The organism is Bacillus sp. FSL W8-1143 (assembly GCF_037965155.1).
Classification (GTDB): Bacteria; Bacillota; Bacilli; order Bacillales; family Bacillaceae; genus Bacillus; species Bacillus pumilus.
The window spans coordinates 1,169,965-1,188,548 of sequence record NZ_CP150182.1 but is presented as its reverse complement, the minus strand read 5'-3'; the positions used below and the strand labels follow the sequence as shown (position 1 = coordinate 1,188,548).

Below are 18,584 nucleotides of genomic sequence, written 5' to 3'. Positions count from 1 at the left end.
AAGGGTTCATTCTCACTCTAATTGGGCTCTAAGTCCTGCTACATACTCACGAGAGCCCGACACAAGCACACGGTCACCGCTTCTAAGCGTCGTATCTCCATGTGGTACTAAGCTGTCTATCCCTCTGAAAATACGGACAAAGACCAAATCGCCGGTAAACGGAAATTCCCTCAGCATGACATTGTGATAGCGATGATTGTTCATTTGAATTTGATACAAGGAAGTATCCTCATTTGTTAATAATCGAATTGCATCCGGTGCTTCAATCAAGGCTCTTAGCACCGTTTTAGATGATAGGAAATTAGAAAACGTATCAATGCCCGCTTCCTTCAATGTTAGCTCTGCCTCAGCTTTGCTCACACTCGCAATGACTTGTTTTGCTCCTTCTTCCTTTGCAAATAAAGCAATTTTCTTATTTTTCGTCTCACTGCCTGTTGCGACGACGAGGACATCCTCCTGGCCAACGCCTGCCTTTCGCAGCGTCTCATCGTCGTACTCTTCAATTGATTCGACTTCAAAGATGGAGTCGGCGAGCATCGCTTCTTTATTTTCTTGAAAGACATGCAAAATTCGAATATCATATTCATCCTGATGTAAATCGAGTGTGACAGGTAAGGTCAGCTGATTTGCACCAATAAAGGTCACACGTTTTTTATGGCTCACAACTTGTTCTTTTTTAAACAGTGCTTTAAACCAAACTGGCGTTAAAATACTCGTGAGTATCGCGACTAAAATTAGCGCGCCGGACATTTTATGATCAATGACTCCGAGCCGCTCCCCGATCGTCGCAGCTGCAATGACGAGTGATAATGTCGATGTTAATAAAAAGCCTGAACCAATCACTTTTTTCATGTCATACCATTTTTTCAAATAAAGAATCGGGATGAGCTTACTAATCAGTAATGCAATAAATAGCAGCGGGATCATGATCATAATGTTTGGGTCCTTGAACAGTGCCCATATATTCAAATCCACTCCGACCATCACAAAGAAGATGGGGATCAAAAATCCGTAGCCAAATGAATCCAGCTGCTGGACAAGCTCTTTATTCGGCGAAAGAAGGGACACAAGTACGCCCGCTAAAAACGCCCCAAGAATATTTTCAGCACCGAGTGATTCAGATAAAGCAACTAAGACTATAATGAGAGTAAAGATCGCCCTTGTCCCAATTTGCACGGTCCCTTTTGACATGGACTGAAAAATTGACTTTGTCTTAAATACGCGGCCAAATAAATAAAGAAGGATGCCCGCAGCAAATAATAAGAGCAGAAGCCACATATTCCCTGTACCATCGCCATAAATGGAGGAAAATACAGCAAGTAAAATCATCGTCACCAAATCCGCAATGACAGCGACAAGCAAGATGATTTGACCGATATTCGTCTGCATCAATTTTTCCTCTTTTAAGGTGGGAACCACTACCCCTAATGAGATCGTCGATATAATGAGCGTCATTAAAAAGGCATTTTGGATAAACCCTGCAAGGACAAACGCATAGGACAGAATAAAAGAAATACTAAATACGCCAAGAAAAACAATAGTGGCTGCTTTAAACGTATTCGGTTCTTTTAGACCATTTGGTAGTTCTCGTGCTTTCTTCTTTGACTCGAAAGAAGAAAAATCTATTTCAAGTCCACTTAAAAACATCAGAAAAATAAAACCGAGCATGGATAACGTATCTAACCATGCATCATGTTCAACTACCAGTTGAAGACCGCTTTTTCCAATGATGAGCCCCATGATGATTTCAGCAACAACGACCGGAATGGTCAGCTTAAATCGGTGCAATAAAAGTGGGGTGAAAAAGGCGACAATAATAACGACAACGAGTGATGAAACAGATGTATGCTCCATTGGCTAAAGCCTCCTAACATTGATGTTTAATCTTTTAAGGTTTACGTTAAAGCATTGATTCTAACAATTGCCTAAATGAAAAGAAAGCCATTCGTTATATGTTCTAAAATTCAAACTTCTTTAACCCCGATGAATGGATGAGAAAAATCAGGAGGAAATCTTATGAAATTTGATATCATTGGTGATATCCACGGCTGCTACGAAGAGCTGCTTGCCCTCATACACAAACTAGGATACGAATTCAAACATGGATTACCCGTCCATCCTGATAAGAGAACGCTAGCACTTGTCGGTGATTTAACAGATCGAGGACCTCAGTCAGTAGATGTCATGCGATTTGTCATTCATGCCTACGCACACGGCGCGATCCGCTACGTACCTGGCAACCATTGCTTTAAGCTTTATCGCTATTTAAAAGGAAATCCGGTGAAATTACTTCATGGCATTGAAACCACAGTGAACGAAATAAAAAAGCTGCCCCTTCATGAACAAACCAAATTGTCACATGAATTTAAGCAGCTATTTGAGAAGGCTCCGCTTTACGATGTACTTATTCCTGATGAACTGATGATTGCTCACGCAGCGATGAAGGAAAAGGACATTGGAAGAAAGCCGAACAAACAGATGCGATCCTATCTATTATTTGGCGCAGTCACAGGAGAAACGTGGCCGGATGGGCGACCTGTGCGGAAGGATTGGGCAAAGGAATATCGCGGAAAACCATGGATTGTCTACGGACATACACCAGTGAAAGAACCGCGATTCGTTGGCAGAACTGTCAACATTGATACAGGCTGTGTATTTGGCCACCGGCTGTCTGCCCTTAAATATCCTGAGCTTGAAACGGTTTCTGTTCCTTCCTCTATGCCTTATGACGATTCAAGGTTTCAGCATTTCACATCATAAAAAAACCCGGTCCTGCGCTTGCAGGTAGCCGGGTTTCTCTATTTAAAGCAGCAATGATTTCATGTCTTCAGGAAGCGGAGCCGAGAATGTCATTTCCTCCCCGGTCATCGGATGAGGAAAGACAAGAGTCTCACTATGCAGTGCCTGCCGGTTCATCCGCTCACTCGTTCCACCATATAGCGTATCTCCGATGAGCGGGTAACCAAGATACTGCATATGAACACGAATTTGATGGGTTCTCCCCGTTTCAAGTGCCAGCGTCACATCTGACATGTTCAACTCAGCGTCCACCGCTCGCACTGTAAAATGCGTCACAGCTTCCTGCCCAGTATCATCGACCATTCGCTCGATGATACTATCTCCTTTTCGGGCAATTTTTGCACGAATGGTGCCGCGCTTTTCTGAGATCATGCCATGTGTAAACGCTCTGTATGTTCGTTTGACCGCTCCACCTTTCTGCGCTTTTGATAAAAGGCTGTGGGCAAAGCGATGCTTGGCCACAAGCATGACGCCAGATGTATCTCGATCAAGACGATTCACCAAATGAACCGTTAGCCGAACAGACTGCTCTGCATAATGATGCAGCAATCCATTCGCAATACTGTGCTCTCGGTGCTCCCGAGAAGGAATGGACGGAATATATGGCTTTTTATTCAGCACAAGGACATGCTCATCCTCAAATAAAATATCAAGCGGAATCGGAGCAGGCTTTAGCCCTTCACTCACTTTTTCCTCTGGGAATAAAATGGTGAGCCTGTCTCCGTTATGCAGCTTGTATCTCACAGTCACATGCTCTCCATTAATGAGGAGATCACCGCCATCAAATTTAATATCCGTCAGCATTCTTTTCGAAATGCCAAGATCTATTAAATAATCCTTTAAAAGCAGCCCTTCTTCTTTGGCTGTCATGGTTTTGTTTAGTGTAAAGTATTCCAGCGAGAACGACCTCTTTCTTATTCACCTTTTCCGATAAAGGAATCTTGCACCCTTTTCCAAAACGGAAATGGTCTAAATCGGGCAAAGCGGACATTCTCGTCTGCTACCCGGCATTGAATGGATTTGACGTCCTTATGAAGCAGCGTCAAATGATCAATGGTTACCTGAAAATCGACATCATTCCTCGGTTTAATGACACAAGTATGGTGGTCTGGTAAAATAAGCGGCGAACCGACCGTTCGAAACACTCTGTTGTTGATTGAAGCCATTTCTGCCAGCTGAATGGCTCTAATGGAAGGATGAATAATGGCGCCCCCAAGTGCTTTATTATAGGCTGTACTGCCAGACGGCGTAGACAGACAAAGACCGTCACCTCTGAATGTTTCAAACAGCTGCCCCCTAATTTCAACATCTGCCACAAGTGTCCCTTCCATACTTTTAATCGTACATTCATTCATGGCTAAATATTTCTCTTCTCTGCCGCCATCGTTGTATCTGACAATGACTTCTAAGATCGGATATTCCACAATGTGATAAGGGGTTTTCGCAATAGCTAAAACGAGTTTTTCAATTTCACTTGGCACCCAGTCAGCATAAAAACCAAGATGACCTGTATGAACACCGACAAAAGCTGTTTCATTCAGACGGTCGCTATAACGGTGAAACGCATAAAGAAGGGTGCCGTCTCCACCAACCGTAATGACAAGATCGGGTTCCTCTTCATTGAGTTCCATCCCGAAATCCAATAAGTAGGTCTGAATTTTACTTTTGAGTGTGTCAGATACAGAATTCCCTTTCGAAGAAACTGCAAATTTCATGAATTCTTCTCCTTTTCCACCTTGCTGCTATGAGAGGGCAGCATCATATTTGATCAAGCACAGGCTCAGCTATCGTTTTTCTTTTTCCGGGAAAATGCCACTTGTGCTTCTTGAATTTCCCCTCTAATTTCAGACATCTCATCATCAAGAAGAGATGCTGCCTCGGAAGCTCTTTGAAGGCGCAGCTTGACTTTCTCCGGGATATTCCCGCTATATTTATAATTCAGAGAATGCTCAATGGTCGCCCAAAAATTCATCGCAAGTGTACGAATTTGGATTTCGACGAGGAGCTGCTTCTCTCCATTAATCGTTTGCAGCGGATATAACACAACAAGGTGGTACGAACGGTATCCGCTTTCTTTATGCTCTGCAATATAGTCGCGTTTATCAACAACCACGAAGTCTTTTCGTGACTGGAGCATTTTTTTCACGACTTGTATGTCTTCTACAAACTGGCACATAATGCGAAGCCCAGCAATATCCTGCATCGTTTCGATTTCATGCATTGGGATGTTTTTACGCTTTGCCTTTTCTAATATGCTGGCAACAGGTTTCACTCGGCCTGTAACAAATTCTACTGGTGAATGGTCATCCTCGAATTCATACAGCTTTCGAATGCCTTTTAGTTTCACTTTTAATTCTTCGACTGCTTGTTTATACGGTGCGAGGAATTGATCCCATTGTTTTTTGTCCATGAAACTTCCCCCAATTCCATATACCTAATTATTTCAGAGGAATGTGCTCTTCACTTTCTCTTCCATATCTCCGTAATTGGCATTGTCTTTAATATTGTCGATTAAATAATGTAATTCTTGATGAAGCTGAATGAGTTCTAACGAATGTCCTCCCGCTGTCAAATAGACAGGGATGTCAAGATTCATTGCTTCTTTTAATGGAGTCCATGTATGTTTCCCTAAGATAAGATATGAAAAGGACTCCTCGTTTTCAAGTATGTAAACGAACGCAAAGTGATCAGAATCAACAAGCATTTGTCCTGATGCTTTTGCTTTTTGGATTTGCTCTTCTGACTTGGTCGTCAAAATCAGCCTGTCTTCTTTTAAAGTTGCTTCTGCGATTTCAATTCGGTTTTGCATCATGATCTCCTTTACAACAAAGTACAGCTTTATTTTATCATATCAAGTTCAATATTGATAAACCGAACTTATTGAGAAAATCCTATTTTCTTCTTATAAATGATCCTTTCACGTAATTATCCATTGATTTTGGCACATGTGGAAAGAGAAATAATAGATAAAAACAGTCTTTTACATGATGAACATACTTCATGTACAATAATCATATTTCCTCTAAATGAAAGGTTGATGTCAAAATGGCACAGGAAATTGAAATAGAACTAAAGCAATTGTTAATGAAAGAAGAATTTGAACAGTTGAAACAACATTTTCAATTGAAGGATTCGGATTTTCACACGCAAACCAACCATTACTTTGATACACCTCAATTTGATATAAAATCTCAATTCGCTGCATTAAGAATGAGAGAAAGAAACGGTCAGTGGGTTCTCACGTTAAAGGAACCACACGAAATAGGCTTGCTCGAAACCCACCAAACGATCGCTCCTCCTTCAAGCCTTGACGATTTCCAGCTGCCAAAAGGTGAAGTGGCTGACAGGCTAGATCATTTGAACATTCAAAAGGATCAAATTGTGTATTTTGGTTCACTTGAAACGTCAAGAGCTGAAAAAATGATCAAAGAAGGCTTAATTGTTTTGGATCACAGCCGATATTTAACAGTAGAGGACCATGAACTTGAATTTGAAGTGAGCGACCTGGAAATCGGACAAGCCGCATTCTCCGCATTGCTCCAACAATTCCAAATCCCTGTTCGAAACACGAAAAACAAAGTCGTACGTTTTTATGAAGAGAAAATGAAAACACAGAATAGATGAATTCCTTGAAGGAGGAACATGATGAACGTCAATCAACTTCAATCCTTTATGCAGCTCCAAGCGCTTAAAACATTACAATCAGACCCTGGACAAACGCAAATGCCGGGCGGCCAAGAATCGACTGCACAAGCTTCATTTCAGTCGCTGCTGCAAGATTTTTTAGGCGGATCAGAATTATCACGCCTGCCGCTTTCAATTTCTGCATTTATGGGAACGGACCCATCAACGGCTCCGAACACGCAATACGCGCGTACAAACCCATACTTATCTGCTATCGCTGGCGGTGAGCAGCTTCAAGCTCAACCTTCATATGCGAATGACGCTCAATTGAATACAGCAAATGGTATTGGGAATGTCTTAAACAACAGCTACACGCCGCCGCTTCAAAAGGCTGTTTCAAGCGGCTCATCATCAAAGGAAATTAATCAAATTGTGTCACAAATGGCTCAAAAACATGGTGTTCCAGAAAAGCTAATTCATGCGGTCATTAAGCAAGAATCTGGCTATCGTACGAATGCGGTCAGCCATGCAGGCGCGCTTGGCCTTATGCAGCTTATGCCATCTACAGCTAAGTCACTTGGCGTGAATAATGCCTTTGATGCGGCCCAGAACATCGAAGGCGGCACGAAGTATATCAAACAAATGCTTCAGAAATATAATGGAAATGTCTCACTCGCCTTAGCTGCTTATAATGCAGGCTCAGGAAATGTTGATAAATACGGCGGCATTCCACCATTTAAAGAAACACAAAATTATGTAAAGAAAATTACAGCACAATATTTCGCTTAAACCGAAGAGAATAACCTCTTCGGTTTTTTGTATGTCGCTTTTCACCCTTTTTTGACTGAATGTGTTATGATATGGTCAATTGATCACGGAACCCACCTCTCCCCTTATTTCCAATAGACCAAAGCGGTTTGTTTGTGGAATTGAGATGAGGTTGTTAAAATAAGTACAAGAATAGAAACATTAAAATAGAACAAACTGAATATCACTTTTGAAATAAATGAATTCACAATAGGGCGCTTCATCCTATTAACTACGAGTAAAAGGAGTAGTCAACATGGTACAATCGTTTAACGCACCTTACGAAGCGGTTGGAGAGGAACTTCTATCGCAACTTGTTGATACTTTTTATGAAAATGTAAAGTGTCATCCTTTGCTTCATCCTATTTTCCCGGATGACTTAAAAGAAACAGCAAGAAAACAAAAACAGTTTTTAACGCAATATTTAGGCGGACCCCCGCTTTATACAGAGGAGCATGGCCACCCTATGCTAAGGGCGAGACATCTCCCTTTTCCGATTACTGAGGAGCGGGCTGACGCATGGCTTGAATGCATGGAGGATGCAATGGATCAAGTAGGATTAACCGGCGATATTCGTGACTTTTTATTTGAGCGACTTTCTTTAACGGCTCGTCATATGGTCAATCAAACACCCGAAAAGGATGGACGATCTTGAGCTGCAATACGCACGATCAATATTTCTCACACTGTCACGGACATCCTCAAAAGCCGATTGAAATCTATGTATTCATTGACCCTCTAAGTCCAGACTGCTGGTTATTAGAACCATCCATTAAAAAATTAAAAATGAAGTACGGCCGTTTTTTCACTTTACGAACGGTGACAAGTTCTAGTATTAATGCATTGAATCGAAAACGAAAAAAGCATTTACTGACCGAAGCATGGGGGAAATTTGCGACCAAAACTCAGACCAAAAAAGAACAAATGCTGTCTGAACAAATTGTGACTTCACCCTATCTCGCCTCGCTTGCATTAAAAGCGGCTGAACTTCAAGGCAGAAAATGCGGAATGAAATTTCTGCGTCTCATTCAAGAATCACTTTTTTGCCATCAGCAAGATGTCACAAGTGAACATGTACTGCTAGAAAATGCAAAAAGCGCTGGACTAGACATCGAGGAATTCCAGCGCGATATTCATTCTCAAAGTGCTGTCAAAGCACTAAAATGTGATATGAAAATTGCCGCTGAAATGGACGTGTCTGAGCTTCCGACCTTTGCCTTTTTTAATACAGTAAACGGAGATGAAGGATTAAAAATTTCAGGTGCGTACTCTTATGATGTATACGAGGAAATTCTTTTTGAAATGATTGGTGAAAAACCAACCCCTTCAGAACGGCCTCCAATTGAATGGTTTATTGCTTACTTTCAATTTGCATCTGCCAAAGAGATTGCGGTCGTTTATGACCTGACACTTGATGAAGTTGAACGAGAAATGAAAAAGCTGGCTTTCGCTAAAAAAGTCGAACGTGTACAAGTGCATCAAGAAATGTTTTGGCGCTATAAAGAAGATGATCATCATTCAGATCTTGATGTCTATCGCTGTGAGAATGAACATGGGTGCTGACCCATGTTTTTTCTTCACTCCCCAAAAGAACATTTGTTCTATTTTTAGGTACGAAGAAACCGCGCCGGGATAAGCGCGGTTTCACTATGTCTTAACGACAACAAAGGGGATGGGAGAAATTTTTCACGGTCAAACAAAGGGGTAATGTTTGTATGTGATTAATTTCACATCTTTAGTATATCAAATTTTGTCGACTTATGACAACAGATATACTATATGTTCATATTTTTGTCACAAAACATAAGAGGGTTGTCACTTTCATATAGTGAAAGTAACGAAAAAATGGAGGGATCTGCATGCGCAGCACAACCATTGGACTTGTTTCCATTGGCTTATGTTTCTTTTTAAACATATTAGGCTTAATGAAAATGCTTCCTCTTTATCTCACATCGCCACTCTTATTTGCTACAATACTTTTTACACTTTATCGAATGAACCACCGGAAGACCTTTAAAGGATTTAAAGGTTGATGATAATGAACGGCCTCTACATGTGAAGAGGTCTTTTTTGTGAAAAAAACTCCTGTCAAAAGATGAGTTTTCACTCACACGTCTGACAGAAGTCTTTTCATTACTCACCCATTTTAGAGATGAGCTCTTCCATTTCTTTCAATTTTTCTTCGAACAATTGACATGCTGCTTCGATTGGTTCTTTGGAAGCCATATCAACACCCGCTTTTTTCAGCACATTGATTGGATAATCAGAGCTTCCTGCTTTAAGGAAGTCTGTGTAGCGCTCCACCGCTGGTTTTCCTTCTTCTAAGATTTGCTTGCTTAATGCCTGTGCAGCACTATAGCCTGTAGCATATTGATAGACATAATAGTTGTAATAGAAGTGAGGGATTCTCGTCCATTCTAATCCAATTTCCTTATCCACAACCATGCCGTCTCCAAAATACTTCTTATTCAGGTCGTAATAAAGGTTCGTCATGAATTCTGGCGTTAAAGCCTCTCCTTCTTGTGCTTTCACATGAATCAAATGCTCAAACTCAGCAAACATCGTCTGTCTGAATACCGTTCCTCTAAATCCTTCTAGCAAGTGATTTAACACATACAAACGCTGCTTTTTATCATCTAGATGATTCAGCAGGTATTCGCCAAGTAACGCTTCATTTGTCGTAGAAGCTACTTCAGCTACAAAGATGCTGTAGTTTCCATACGGATATGGCTGGTGCTTTCTTGTATAGTAGCTGTGGACGGAGTGCCCAAATTCATGAGCCAGTGTAAATAAATTATCAATATTATTTTGCCAGTTCATGAGGATATATGGATTTGTGCCATAGCTTCCAGATGAATACGCACCGCTACGTTTCCCTTTATTCTCATAAACGTCTACCCAGCGATTATTGAGTCCCTCTTTTAACACGGACACATATTCTTCTCCTAATGGCGCTAACCCTTTTAGCATATAATCCTTTGCTTCATCGTAGGTTAGCTTCATGCCAGCATCTTTTACAAGTGGCGTATACAAGTCATAATTGTGCACTTCATCAAGCTTTAACACCTTTTTACGCAATTCAATATAACGGTGTAATAACGGTAAATATTGATGAACTGTATCAATTAGATTGTCATATACTTCTTCTGGAATACTGTTTCGAGATAGTGCTGATTCTCTTGCCGATTTATAATTTCGTACTTTTGCATAAAAATTATCCTTTTTAATCGAACCGCTCAGTGTCGAAGCAAGCGTGTTTTTATACTGATCATACGTTTTATACACAGCTTTAAAGGCATTCTTTCTCACTTCACGGTCATCACTGTTTAAAAATGTGATAAAGTTGCCATGGGTAATTTTCTTTTCTTCTCCATTTTCATCCTTTACAGAAGGGAACGAAATATCAGCATTGTTAAACATACTAAAAGTAGTAGATGAAGTTGAGAGAGGTTCAGATGCCTCAGCTAATAAGGCCTCTTGCTCCTCACTTAAAATATGTGGACGTTCTTTATTAATTTCTTCAAGAGCATGAGAATACAGTTTTAATTCTTCTTTTTCCAGAATAAACTGCTGCAATTTATCTTCTTGAATCGATAAAATCTCTGGAACAATATAAGCAGAAGTACTAGAGAGTTGTGTAAATAAATTCGATGCTTTATCATTCAGCGCTTGAAATGATGAGTTAGTTGTATCCTCATCGTATTTCATGTGCGCATATGTATAAAGCTTACCAAGCTTTTCAGAAAGCTGATCCTGAAAGGTTAGGGCTTCATACAGTACATCAGCAGAATGGGCGAGCTTGCCTTTAAATTGGGCGAGCTTAGGAATTTCTTTTTTGACCGCTTCGAATTCCTTGTTCCATGCATCGACGCTTTCAAAAATATCTTCAAGTCGCCATTTGTTTTCTTCTTTTACTTCGCTTCTGTCTGGTAAATGGTTGTTTTTGCTTTGTGAAGTCATATGAATCCCCCTTGCATAAGTTGTGTTGAACCAACCTTTCGGAAAGTGAAAGAAATTGGTGTTGTATTTATCTTCTTTGTTTTGAACTATATTTGTCAAATCATATGCAGAAATAAATACCAAACAGACTAAAAAAATGAGAAAAAAGCGTTTCTTTCTATTCAATCGCAGCACCACCTTTTTCTTATCATGATCAAAGTGGGCATGAAACATGCTAATGAAATAAGAAAGCATCTCGTTTGAACGCTTCATCTACTGTTTGTATCGGCATTTGATTTGACGCTACTTCATAATTACCCTCTTTCGTCATGTGTAAAAACCCTTGTCTGACAAGCGCATGAACATATGATGTGATAACCTCTTTTAATTCTTCTATTGAAACATCGCCATATCGAAGCTTTACTTCTTTCATCTGGATACACCGTTTGATTTCTTTCATCAGCAGTTGAATCGTCACTGGACTGCTTCCTTTTTTCCTTATTATCCAATCATATAGACACCCTTGCCAGACGTAAACGGGACTTGTAAAGATGTACACTTCTGGCAGCGGGATAAATAATTCAGCCGGCAGAAAAGGGAAAGCTGTTTGATGATGCTCATAAAAAACGTCTCTCAACCGTTTGCTTTCATTTGATAAAATGCGAGGAGGCCGCTGCCTAAATTGCTGTATGCATCTTAGCCATTGCTTAGAAACTTGACGCTTGCTTGAGGGCGGCGATAGGATATCCGAAAGTTTGCGGTATGCTGTTGGCGGTCTGACAGTCATGGCAGCACATATTTTCGTTGGTTTAAATACAAGGAGTTGAGCAAGATGGATGAATCGATTCTGGAGCGGACAATAAAAAATCAGACTTCCTTTCTGTGATTCCCTTAGCATTCCCCAATGAATGGAGGAGAAGGAAAAGAGCTGGGCAGATTTTCGCTTTAAACGATTTGCTCCTAGGACCCATATAGGGAAGAGCCCTGCTTCGCGGAGTCCTGCTGTTCTTTTACGGAGCTCTTGCCGTGAAATATTTGAGCATTGATATTCGATTGCATAGCTTGTTCCTCCAATAGAGACGGTCACGTCAGGACGCTGATGAACCTTTGACACATACTTTTCAAGCACCGGTTTATGTCCCAGCTGCTGAAGCCAATGCATCATGGCTTCTTTCCCCGCCTGATGATAAGCCGTTTCGCCTGCGGCTAGAGGACATGCTGTCAGCTGTTTATGTGCAAAATGATAAACACGTTGTTCACCAAGCTTTAATTGCACCTCTTCCCTGCATTCAGGGCAGTAAAATTTGCACGTTGTCCTGACATGCTCCAACCTGTTTTTAGATAAGTGATGTGTAATTCGAATAAGCTTTCCATTATCCATGATCGCTGTATTCATTCAGCTCGCCCCTTAGTCTTTGATGATCGTATTATAGCTTTTTCGTCTATAAGAGAGCGAATAGGCAAAATGAGCTTTTATTGTGTGAAAATATGATTTTACTGATGTTTTCTTGAGGAAAATAAAAAACCCCCCTGATAAAAAGGGGGAAAATACAATCTTTATAGTAATGGCGATAATAATCTTGCTGTTGATTCAAAGAGTCTTACCCTTAACGGTCTCTTTGCAAATTCTTCTGGGACAATCTCGTGCGACTGCTCTAAATCACCTAAAAAGTCGTTCACGAGCTTCTCAGTGCTTTTCGTTTTATAGAGGAAGGCATTCACTTCAAAATTCAAATGAAAGCTTCTCATATCCATGTTGGCCGTTCCTATCGAAGCCAGCTCGCTATCTACAATGATAAATTTACTATGCATAAAGCCTTGATCATATTCATACACCTTTGCCCCTGCTTCTAAAAGCTCCGGGAAGTATGAACGGGACGCATGGAAGACGATCCGTTTATCTGGATTCTTCGGTGCAATAATCCGTACGTCTACTCCGCTTAATGCAGCAATTTTCAATGCAGACAAAATATCATCATCCGGCACAAAATATGGTGAAGCAATCCAAATAGACTTTTTGGCAGAGATAATCATGGAGAAAAAGAGATTTTTAATGACCTCCCACTGTTTATCAGGACCACCAGCAATCATTTGTACGCCTTCTGTTGTAATCTCAATGTGGGTGAAATCTTTGAAGTATTCCACACCTGCACATCTCTCATTCGTCATATAGTACCAATCCTGCATGAAAATCTGCTGCAGATCACGAACAGCTTCACCCTTAATCATCAAATGGGTGTCACGCCAAAATCCATATTGTCTGCTTCTGCCCATATATTCGTCTCCAATGTTTAGCCCGCCAACAAATCCAACTTCTCCATCAATCACGACAATTTTTCGGTGATTTCGGAAATTGATTTTATTATTTAACAGAGGCAGCCTCACGGGTAAAAAAGGAACGATCTGAACGCCAGCCTTTTCGAGGTCAGCAATATATTGACGAGAGAGCTTTAAACTCCCTACATCGTCATATAAAAAGCGGACAATCACGCCATTTTTCGCTTTATCAATGAGAATATCTTTTAATTCTTGTCCAAGGTCATCGTGGCGGAGAATATAATATTCTAAATGAATGTGATGTGTCGCCTTTTTGATTTCTTCAAAAATATGAGAGAATGTTTCTTCTCCATTCGTCAGGACTTTAGAGGACGTGCGATACGTAATAGGGGTATGTCCAAGTCTGTGGGCCAGCTTAAATAAGAGCTGCTGATGATCACCCATATGCGTCATTTTCTCAATCGCTTCTCTATGAATATGTTCATCTTCCTGGATTAACTGTTCGTCCAGGATGGCTTTCTTTTCAAACAACCGGCGCTTTTTGATATTGCGTCCAAAGAAAATATAGAACAAAAAGCCGAATAACGGAAAGCTGCCAAGCAGGACAAGCCACGTTATCGTTTGAGATGGATTCCGGTTCTCCAAGAATATGACAAACCCGATGAAGATAATCGATAAAGTGAACAGAACGCTGACTGAACTTAATACACTTACCGCTAAATCACCGGCAATTAATTGAATGACTAAATAAGCACCTATCGTAATGATAAGAAAAAATAGAACTTTGACTAAATTTCTCATTTCATTTTCTCCTTGCCGATCTCTTTATTTACCTATTCATTCCGATAAAAAAGCCGATTCCTCTATAGAAATCGACTTTTGTTGGTTACGAGAAGTGCTGTTGAATCGTTTCAAGGGCATTTCCTTCGATAATCAGCTGACCATATTCTTTCAGTCTGTAAATGCTGACCACTGATTCATGAGCATATTCAAGCAAAATGCTGAGCTTATTCTCCACTTGCTCATCTGACAAATCCTCGTGGAAGTCAACATATAGATAATAACGGTTTTCAAACGAATATAAACTTGAGGTAAAATCCTGCATATTTAATTGAGAAAGTGCAATCAAATCTTCAAAGTCATCCATTTTCAACACAAATTGAAGTTGAAGTTTTTTGTCCTTCTCATTATGGTCTTCTTGATCCTGCTCTTCTTTTTGAAAATCATCAAGCAGTGCGTCTAGACTTTCTTCATCTGTTTGATCTTTTTTATCTTCTGGAATCGGCAATTCGAGCTTTTGTCCATCTTTAGAAAGTTGGGCTTTCGTCACGACAATTTCAAGACCTTTGTCAAGTGCCTGCACTTGAATCCAAAGCGGTCCCTCAACTGCAAATTCTTCTTCTTCGTGCACTTCGTCCATTACTTCCCAAAACAGCTCTTCACTGCGTTCACGATTATACCAAATCTCTTCACGGTCAAATCCGCGGTCTTCAATATCACCGTAGGAAATATAAAATTTCACTGTATGTTCATTAATTCTTTCGATTTCCATTTTGCCAACCTTCCCTTCTATATAAGATGTTGAAGGGACATACAAGCTCCCAATTAATAGTACTTTACTACACTTTACCCGTTCCGTCTACATGTTAACCTTTTAAAGAATTGAGGTATTGCTTCGTACTGTCTATTTTATGATAAAACATGAATAAAAGAAATAAAAACGCATTTTTTGCAGAGAAAACTTACAGAAACATATATTTGAATTGTCTTCATATATTGGTTGTACGAGCTCTATTAGACATGAGGTGAAATGGATGGAAACAGAATGGATCATATCCTTACTGATGATTATTGGCATCGATCTGATTTTAGGCGGAGATAACGCGTTGATCATTGCGATGGCTAGCCGCAGCTTGTCAAATGACAAACGCAATAAAGCCATATGGATCGGCACACTTTTGGCAGTGCTGATGAGAATAACAATGACAGGTGCCGCAGTTTATTTATTGACCATCCCTTATTTACAATTTATCGGCGGACTTTTTCTCCTTTATATAGGATACAATTTGTTAATTGAGCAAAAGAAAGAATCAATTCGCATTAAAAGCAGCGGCTCCCTTTGGCGTGCGGTTCAGACCATTGTGATTGCCGACCTCTTTATGTCACTTGATAATGTGATTGCAGTTGCAGGAGCGGCAAAAGGCAACATGCTGCTGACCGCTTTTGGCCTGATGATTTCAGTACCGATTATTATTTGGGGAAGTAAGCTGATTCATGCCGCTTTCACCAAATTCCCGTTTCTTTTATACGGAGGAAGTGCTCTTTTGGCTTTTACTGGCGGTGAAATGATTGTTCGTGATGTGAAATTGAATGAATTTATGGCTCAGCATGCAACTCTTGAATTGATGCTTCCGTTTTTAACGGTCGTCATGGTCATTTTAGCCAGCCTGTTTTACGAACAAACGGCTGAAAATAAATAAAAAAAGCTGCCAAATGATCGGCAGCTTTTCGTTTTTCTATTAGTTAGCAAGTCGCTGAGCTTCTCTTAGTTGGAATGTACGAACCGTTCTTGGAAGGAAACGTCTAATTTCATCTTCATTGTAGCCAACTTGTAGTCTTTTTTCATCCAAGATGATTGGACGTCTTAAAAGACCTGGATGCTCATTGATCAGTTTATACAATTGTTGAAGAGGCATTGTCTCAACATTCACATTTAGCTTTTGGAATACTTTTGAACGTGTTGAGATAATTTCATCTGTACCGTCTTCAGTCATTCGAAGAATTTCTTTGATTTCATCGATTGAAAGAGGCTCTGAAAAGATGTTTCTCTCTTGATACGGAATATTGTGCTCTTCTAACCACGCTCTTGCTTTTCTACATGATGTACAGCTTGGTGATGTGTATAATGTTACCATAAATCTTCACTCCTCAATTTGTAGAATGAATATTGATCTGTATTCTTAAATTAAAATTGTTCTAAATAAGTAATCTTTATAGTGATTATACTATAAAAAAGTAAGTGTGAACAGATTTTCTTGCAATTTTTGTGACAAAAACTAGACAATTTCATTCATTTTCTCGTGTTGCTTGATGTCTGAACATTCTCATTTAGTCGAGATGATCGAAAATATTTTTTTGTTTTCTATTTTCAATGACCTTCAATACATCATCAACATCTTCATACGACTGCCCATACCATTCTTCATCTTTATACGTATGGATTCGTTCATAGGTTTTCCTCATAGCCTCCATCATTTCTTCTTCATTATCTGTAAGAGGCGACCAATAAAGGATTTCCATGCGGTTCACTTCATTTGTTGCAAGTGACCTGCGTTTATAACCGATTGATTCTGCATGCTTGAAGTGCTCTCTTTGGTAAAACTTTAGGCGTTTTGCAGTATCTGCATCATCTTCATCTACAGGCTCAACCTCAAGCAAGATCGGTTTCTTTTTTTCCTTCAGCTTATGAATGAGCTTTGATCCGAGGCCTTCACCTCTTGCATCTCTGGAAACAAATAAATAATCAATAAAGATAAAATTATCAAATTCGGCGTACATCATCACATGATGAGGTCCTTCCTCCTTATGATAAACATCACTTCTTTCCTTTAATAAAGCTTCCATATGCTCTTTTGACTTCATTTCTTCTATCGGGAAGTATTCACTGAGCTTTTCATACCAATTCATGGATCCGCTCCTTATGATATCGTTAAGAACCACTTCCTTAGATATTCCCGATTTCCTGCTATTTAAACGCCTGTACTAGTAAGACGCAGCAAAGTCTCCTCTAGTTTCACTTTTTTTCAAACAACAGAAAAAAAGTTTTATATCGAACGATTCATGAGTAATTGAAAACAGACAAACAGGATAAGTGTCATCCCAGTTTGGAACATGATGAAATAAAGATACTTGCTGCGCCGTGCTTCCTCTTTCTGATTGCTTGTTTTCCGGTGAAGCATATATTCCACGGAAAAAGACACGATGCCAATGAGCACCATAAATATGAGCATCCACTGTCCTCCATTTGGCTTTCTCAAAAAGGACGTTGAAAAAAGCATGAATACAATGAGAAAGTGAAAGAATGAATAACGAAACGTCTTCCATATCGACATCTGATTTCCTCCTTGAACCCGCTTGTTGTTAACTAAAAATTACCATCATCTCGTTTTTTGTAAAATAAAAAAAAGAAGCACTGACATAGCAGTGCTCCTTCCTTCTTATAATTGTTTTGCCTGAAGCTCTTTGAATTCTTCCTCTGTGCAGCTCACAAAGTGACCTGGCTTCACTTCACGGAAATCAGTGTTTGTTCCTTTGTGAACGGACGGATCATACTTGATTCGTTTGCGGTTACGCTCATAATCTGGATCTGGAAGCGGAATCGCAGATAGTAATGATTTTGTATATGGATGAAGCGGGTTTTCGTATAATTCATTCGCTGGTGCCAGCTCTACCAATTTCCCGAAATACATCACGCCAATACGATCGCTGATGTATTTTACCATGGACAGGTCATGGGCAATGAATAAATACGTTAAGCCTTTTTCTTCTTGCAGTTCTTTCATTAAGTTAACGACCTGTGCTTGAATCGACACATCTAATGCAGATATTGGTTCATCGGCAATAATAAAATCTGGCTCAACTGCTAATGCACGGGCAATTCCGATACGCTGCCTTTGACCACCAGAGAATTCATGCGGATATCTGTTTGCATGCCCTTTGTTCAATCCAACGGTTTCAAGCAACTGGTACACACGCTCTTTACGCGCTTGCTTTGTTTTCGCAAGGCCATGAATGTCGATGCCCTCTGCAATGATATCAAGGACTGTCATTCTAGGGTTCAGTGAGGCATATGGATCTTGGAAGATCATCTGCATTTGACGGTTGAACTCAAGCATTTTTTGTCTTGATTTCTTCCCGTGTACATTTTCTCCTTTATAAAGAACCTCGCCATCTGTCGCATCATAAAGTCTAATGATGGATCGGCCCGTAGTGGATTTACCACATCCAGACTCACCTACAAGACCTAGTGTTTCACCTTTGTAAATATCAAATGAAACGCCGTCAACTGCTTTCACCGTTCCTCTTGCTGTATGGAAATGCTGCTTTAAATTTTTGATTTCTAACAATTTTTCTGCCAT

The 18,584-nt window shown here is 40.1% G+C and carries 20 protein-coding genes; 7 read left to right on the top strand and 13 right to left on the bottom strand.

The genetic code is table 11. The annotated features are described in order from the left end of the window. Positions 1 to 12: 12 nt before the first annotated feature. Complete coding sequence (locus NSQ36_RS05760) at positions 13 to 1,854, bottom strand: monovalent cation:proton antiporter family protein (protein WP_310023431.1); 1,842 nt, start codon at positions 1,852 to 1,854, stop codon at positions 13 to 15. A 162-nt stretch (positions 1,855 to 2,016) separates the two neighbouring features. Between NSQ36_RS05760 and prpE the strand changes: the two genes are divergently transcribed. After that, positions 2,017 to 2,760 (top strand): bis(5'-nucleosyl)-tetraphosphatase PrpE, encoded by a 744-nt coding sequence (gene prpE / locus NSQ36_RS05755; RefSeq protein WP_003211819.1) that lies wholly within the window; start codon positions 2,017 to 2,019, stop codon positions 2,758 to 2,760. 42 nt (positions 2,761 to 2,802) lie between these two features. On the opposite strand, the gene NSQ36_RS05750 is transcribed toward prpE, so the two are convergent. From NSQ36_RS05750 to NSQ36_RS05735, 4 genes are all read right to left on the bottom strand, one after another. Beyond that, the gene (locus NSQ36_RS05750) at positions 2,803 to 3,669 is read right to left on the bottom strand and encodes an RluA family pseudouridine synthase (RefSeq protein WP_310427088.1); all 867 of its coding nucleotides are present in this window, start codon (positions 3,667 to 3,669) and stop codon (positions 2,803 to 2,805) included. 44 nt (positions 3,670 to 3,713) lie between these two features. Then, positions 3,714 to 4,514: an NAD kinase gene (locus NSQ36_RS05745; RefSeq protein ID WP_003211364.1), complete on the bottom strand. Its 801-nt coding sequence runs from the start codon at positions 4,512 to 4,514 to the stop codon at positions 3,714 to 3,716. Between the two features lie 65 nt (positions 4,515 to 4,579). Continuing rightward, positions 4,580 to 5,209 carry a GTP pyrophosphokinase family protein gene (locus NSQ36_RS05740; RefSeq protein ID WP_003211990.1) on the bottom strand — a complete coding sequence of 210 codons (630 nt, stop codon included), beginning with the start codon at positions 5,207 to 5,209 and terminating at the stop codon, positions 4,580 to 4,582. Positions 5,210 to 5,242: 33 nt separating this feature from the next. Further along, positions 5,243 to 5,608, bottom strand: a complete 366-nt coding sequence (locus NSQ36_RS05735; protein WP_003210805.1) for a hypothetical protein — start codon at positions 5,606 to 5,608, stop codon at positions 5,243 to 5,245. Between the two features lie 236 nt (positions 5,609 to 5,844). On the opposite strand from NSQ36_RS05735, the gene NSQ36_RS05730 reads away from it, so the two are divergent. The 5 genes from NSQ36_RS05730 (at position 5,845) to NSQ36_RS05710 (ending at position 9,263) form a co-directional block, all read left to right on the top strand. Continuing rightward, complete coding sequence (locus tag NSQ36_RS05730; protein WP_050945267.1) at positions 5,845 to 6,423, top strand: CYTH domain-containing protein; 579 nt, start codon at positions 5,845 to 5,847, stop codon at positions 6,421 to 6,423. A gap of 21 nt (positions 6,424 to 6,444) precedes the next feature. Further along, entirely contained in the window at positions 6,445 to 7,212 is a 768-nt protein-coding gene (locus NSQ36_RS05725; protein ID WP_212046069.1) for a lytic transglycosylase domain-containing protein, read from the top strand. A gap of 274 nt (positions 7,213 to 7,486) precedes the next feature. Further along, positions 7,487 to 7,885: a thiol management oxidoreductase gene (locus NSQ36_RS05720; RefSeq protein WP_008355333.1), complete on the top strand. Its 399-nt coding sequence runs from the start codon at positions 7,487 to 7,489 to the stop codon at positions 7,883 to 7,885. Then, positions 7,882 to 8,793, top strand: coding sequence for a ClpXP adapter SpxH family protein (locus NSQ36_RS05715; protein WP_106030385.1), 912 nt, complete (start codon positions 7,882 to 7,884; stop codon positions 8,791 to 8,793). Before NSQ36_RS05720 ends, NSQ36_RS05715 begins: the two co-directional genes overlap by 4 nt. 296 nt (positions 8,794 to 9,089) lie before the next feature. Then, on the top strand, positions 9,090 to 9,263 hold the full coding sequence (locus NSQ36_RS05710; protein ID WP_003211988.1) for a hypothetical protein: 174 nt from the start codon (positions 9,090 to 9,092) through the stop codon (positions 9,261 to 9,263). A gap of 100 nt (positions 9,264 to 9,363) precedes the next feature. On the opposite strand, the gene pepF is transcribed toward NSQ36_RS05710, so the two are convergent. The 4 genes from pepF to mecA form a co-directional block, all read right to left on the bottom strand. Then, positions 9,364 to 11,190 (bottom strand): oligoendopeptidase F, encoded by a 1,827-nt coding sequence (pepF, locus tag NSQ36_RS05705; RefSeq protein ID WP_339206992.1) that lies wholly within the window; start codon positions 11,188 to 11,190, stop codon positions 9,364 to 9,366. Positions 11,191 to 11,404: 214 nt separating this feature from the next. Then, a complete protein-coding gene (locus NSQ36_RS05700; RefSeq protein WP_339206990.1) occupies positions 11,405 to 12,565 on the bottom strand; it encodes a competence protein CoiA family protein in 1,161 nt (386 codons plus the stop codon). Positions 12,566 to 12,726: 161 nt separating this feature from the next. Beyond that, a complete protein-coding gene (gene cls, locus NSQ36_RS05695; protein ID WP_050945276.1) occupies positions 12,727 to 14,247 on the bottom strand; it encodes a cardiolipin synthase in 1,521 nt (506 codons plus the stop codon). A gap of 85 nt (positions 14,248 to 14,332) precedes the next feature. Continuing rightward, positions 14,333 to 14,998, bottom strand: coding sequence for an adaptor protein MecA (gene mecA / locus NSQ36_RS05690; protein ID WP_050945278.1), 666 nt, complete (start codon positions 14,996 to 14,998; stop codon positions 14,333 to 14,335). A gap of 262 nt (positions 14,999 to 15,260) precedes the next feature. On the opposite strand from mecA, the gene NSQ36_RS05685 reads away from it, so the two are divergent. After that, positions 15,261 to 15,926 (top strand): TerC family protein, encoded by a 666-nt coding sequence (locus NSQ36_RS05685; protein ID WP_050945279.1) that lies wholly within the window; start codon positions 15,261 to 15,263, stop codon positions 15,924 to 15,926. Between the two features lie 39 nt (positions 15,927 to 15,965). Here the strand turns inward: NSQ36_RS05685 and spxA are convergent, their stop codons facing one another. The 4 genes from spxA to NSQ36_RS05665 all read right to left on the bottom strand — a co-directional run bounded on the left by spxA (position 15,966) and on the right by NSQ36_RS05665 (position 18,584). Beyond that, positions 15,966 to 16,361, bottom strand: coding sequence for a transcriptional regulator SpxA (spxA, locus tag NSQ36_RS05680; protein WP_003211421.1), 396 nt, complete (start codon positions 16,359 to 16,361; stop codon positions 15,966 to 15,968). Between the two features lie 193 nt (positions 16,362 to 16,554). Next, a complete protein-coding gene (locus tag NSQ36_RS05675) occupies positions 16,555 to 17,133 on the bottom strand; it encodes a GNAT family N-acetyltransferase (RefSeq protein ID WP_058014295.1) in 579 nt (192 codons plus the stop codon). Positions 17,134 to 17,270: 137 nt separating this feature from the next. Next, positions 17,271 to 17,558: a hypothetical protein gene (locus NSQ36_RS05670; RefSeq protein WP_050945281.1), complete on the bottom strand. Its 288-nt coding sequence runs from the start codon at positions 17,556 to 17,558 to the stop codon at positions 17,271 to 17,273. 105 nt (positions 17,559 to 17,663) lie between these two features. Then, a complete protein-coding gene (locus NSQ36_RS05665; RefSeq protein ID WP_106035866.1) occupies positions 17,664 to 18,584 on the bottom strand; it encodes an ATP-binding cassette domain-containing protein in 921 nt (306 codons plus the stop codon).

Excerpts from the sequence above, each read along its gene's own strand:
- NSQ36_RS05760 (WP_310023431.1), bottom strand. The coding sequence starts at position 1,854 with ATGGAGCATACATCTGTTTCATCACTCGTTGTCGTTATTATTGTCGCC.
- prpE (WP_003211819.1), top strand. The coding sequence starts at position 2,017 with ATGAAATTTGATATCATTGGTGATATCCACGGCTGCTACGAAGAGCTG.
- NSQ36_RS05750 (WP_310427088.1), bottom strand. The coding sequence starts at position 3,669 with ATGACAGCCAAAGAAGAAGGGCTGCTTTTAAAGGATTATTTAATAGAT.
- NSQ36_RS05745 (WP_003211364.1), bottom strand. The coding sequence starts at position 4,514 with ATGAAATTTGCAGTTTCTTCGAAAGGGAATTCTGTATCTGACACACTC.
- NSQ36_RS05740 (WP_003211990.1), bottom strand. The coding sequence starts at position 5,209 with ATGGACAAAAAACAATGGGATCAATTCCTCGCACCGTATAAACAAGCA.
- NSQ36_RS05735 (WP_003210805.1), bottom strand. The coding sequence starts at position 5,608 with ATGCAAAACCGAATTGAAATCGCAGAAGCAACTTTAAAAGAAGACAGG.
- NSQ36_RS05730 (WP_050945267.1), top strand. The coding sequence starts at position 5,845 with ATGGCACAGGAAATTGAAATAGAACTAAAGCAATTGTTAATGAAAGAA.
- NSQ36_RS05725 (WP_212046069.1), top strand. The coding sequence starts at position 6,445 with ATGAACGTCAATCAACTTCAATCCTTTATGCAGCTCCAAGCGCTTAAA.
- NSQ36_RS05720 (WP_008355333.1), top strand. The coding sequence starts at position 7,487 with ATGGTACAATCGTTTAACGCACCTTACGAAGCGGTTGGAGAGGAACTT.
- NSQ36_RS05710 (WP_003211988.1), top strand. The coding sequence starts at position 9,090 with ATGCGCAGCACAACCATTGGACTTGTTTCCATTGGCTTATGTTTCTTT.
- pepF (WP_339206992.1), bottom strand. The coding sequence starts at position 11,190 with ATGACTTCACAAAGCAAAAACAACCATTTACCAGACAGAAGCGAAGTA.
- NSQ36_RS05700 (WP_339206990.1), bottom strand. The coding sequence starts at position 12,565 with ATGAATACAGCGATCATGGATAATGGAAAGCTTATTCGAATTACACAT.
- cls (WP_050945276.1), bottom strand. The coding sequence starts at position 14,247 with ATGAGAAATTTAGTCAAAGTTCTATTTTTTCTTATCATTACGATAGGT.
- mecA (WP_050945278.1), bottom strand. The coding sequence starts at position 14,998 with ATGGAAATCGAAAGAATTAATGAACATACAGTGAAATTTTATATTTCC.
- NSQ36_RS05685 (WP_050945279.1), top strand. The coding sequence starts at position 15,261 with ATGGAAACAGAATGGATCATATCCTTACTGATGATTATTGGCATCGAT.
- spxA (WP_003211421.1), bottom strand. The coding sequence starts at position 16,361 with ATGGTAACATTATACACATCACCAAGCTGTACATCATGTAGAAAAGCA.
- NSQ36_RS05675 (WP_058014295.1), bottom strand. The coding sequence starts at position 17,133 with ATGAATTGGTATGAAAAGCTCAGTGAATACTTCCCGATAGAAGAAATG.
- NSQ36_RS05670 (WP_050945281.1), bottom strand. The coding sequence starts at position 17,558 with ATGTCGATATGGAAGACGTTTCGTTATTCATTCTTTCACTTTCTCATT.
- NSQ36_RS05665 (WP_106035866.1), bottom strand. The coding sequence starts at position 18,584 with ATGGCAGAAAAATTGTTAGAAATCAAAAATTTAAAGCAGCATTTCCAT.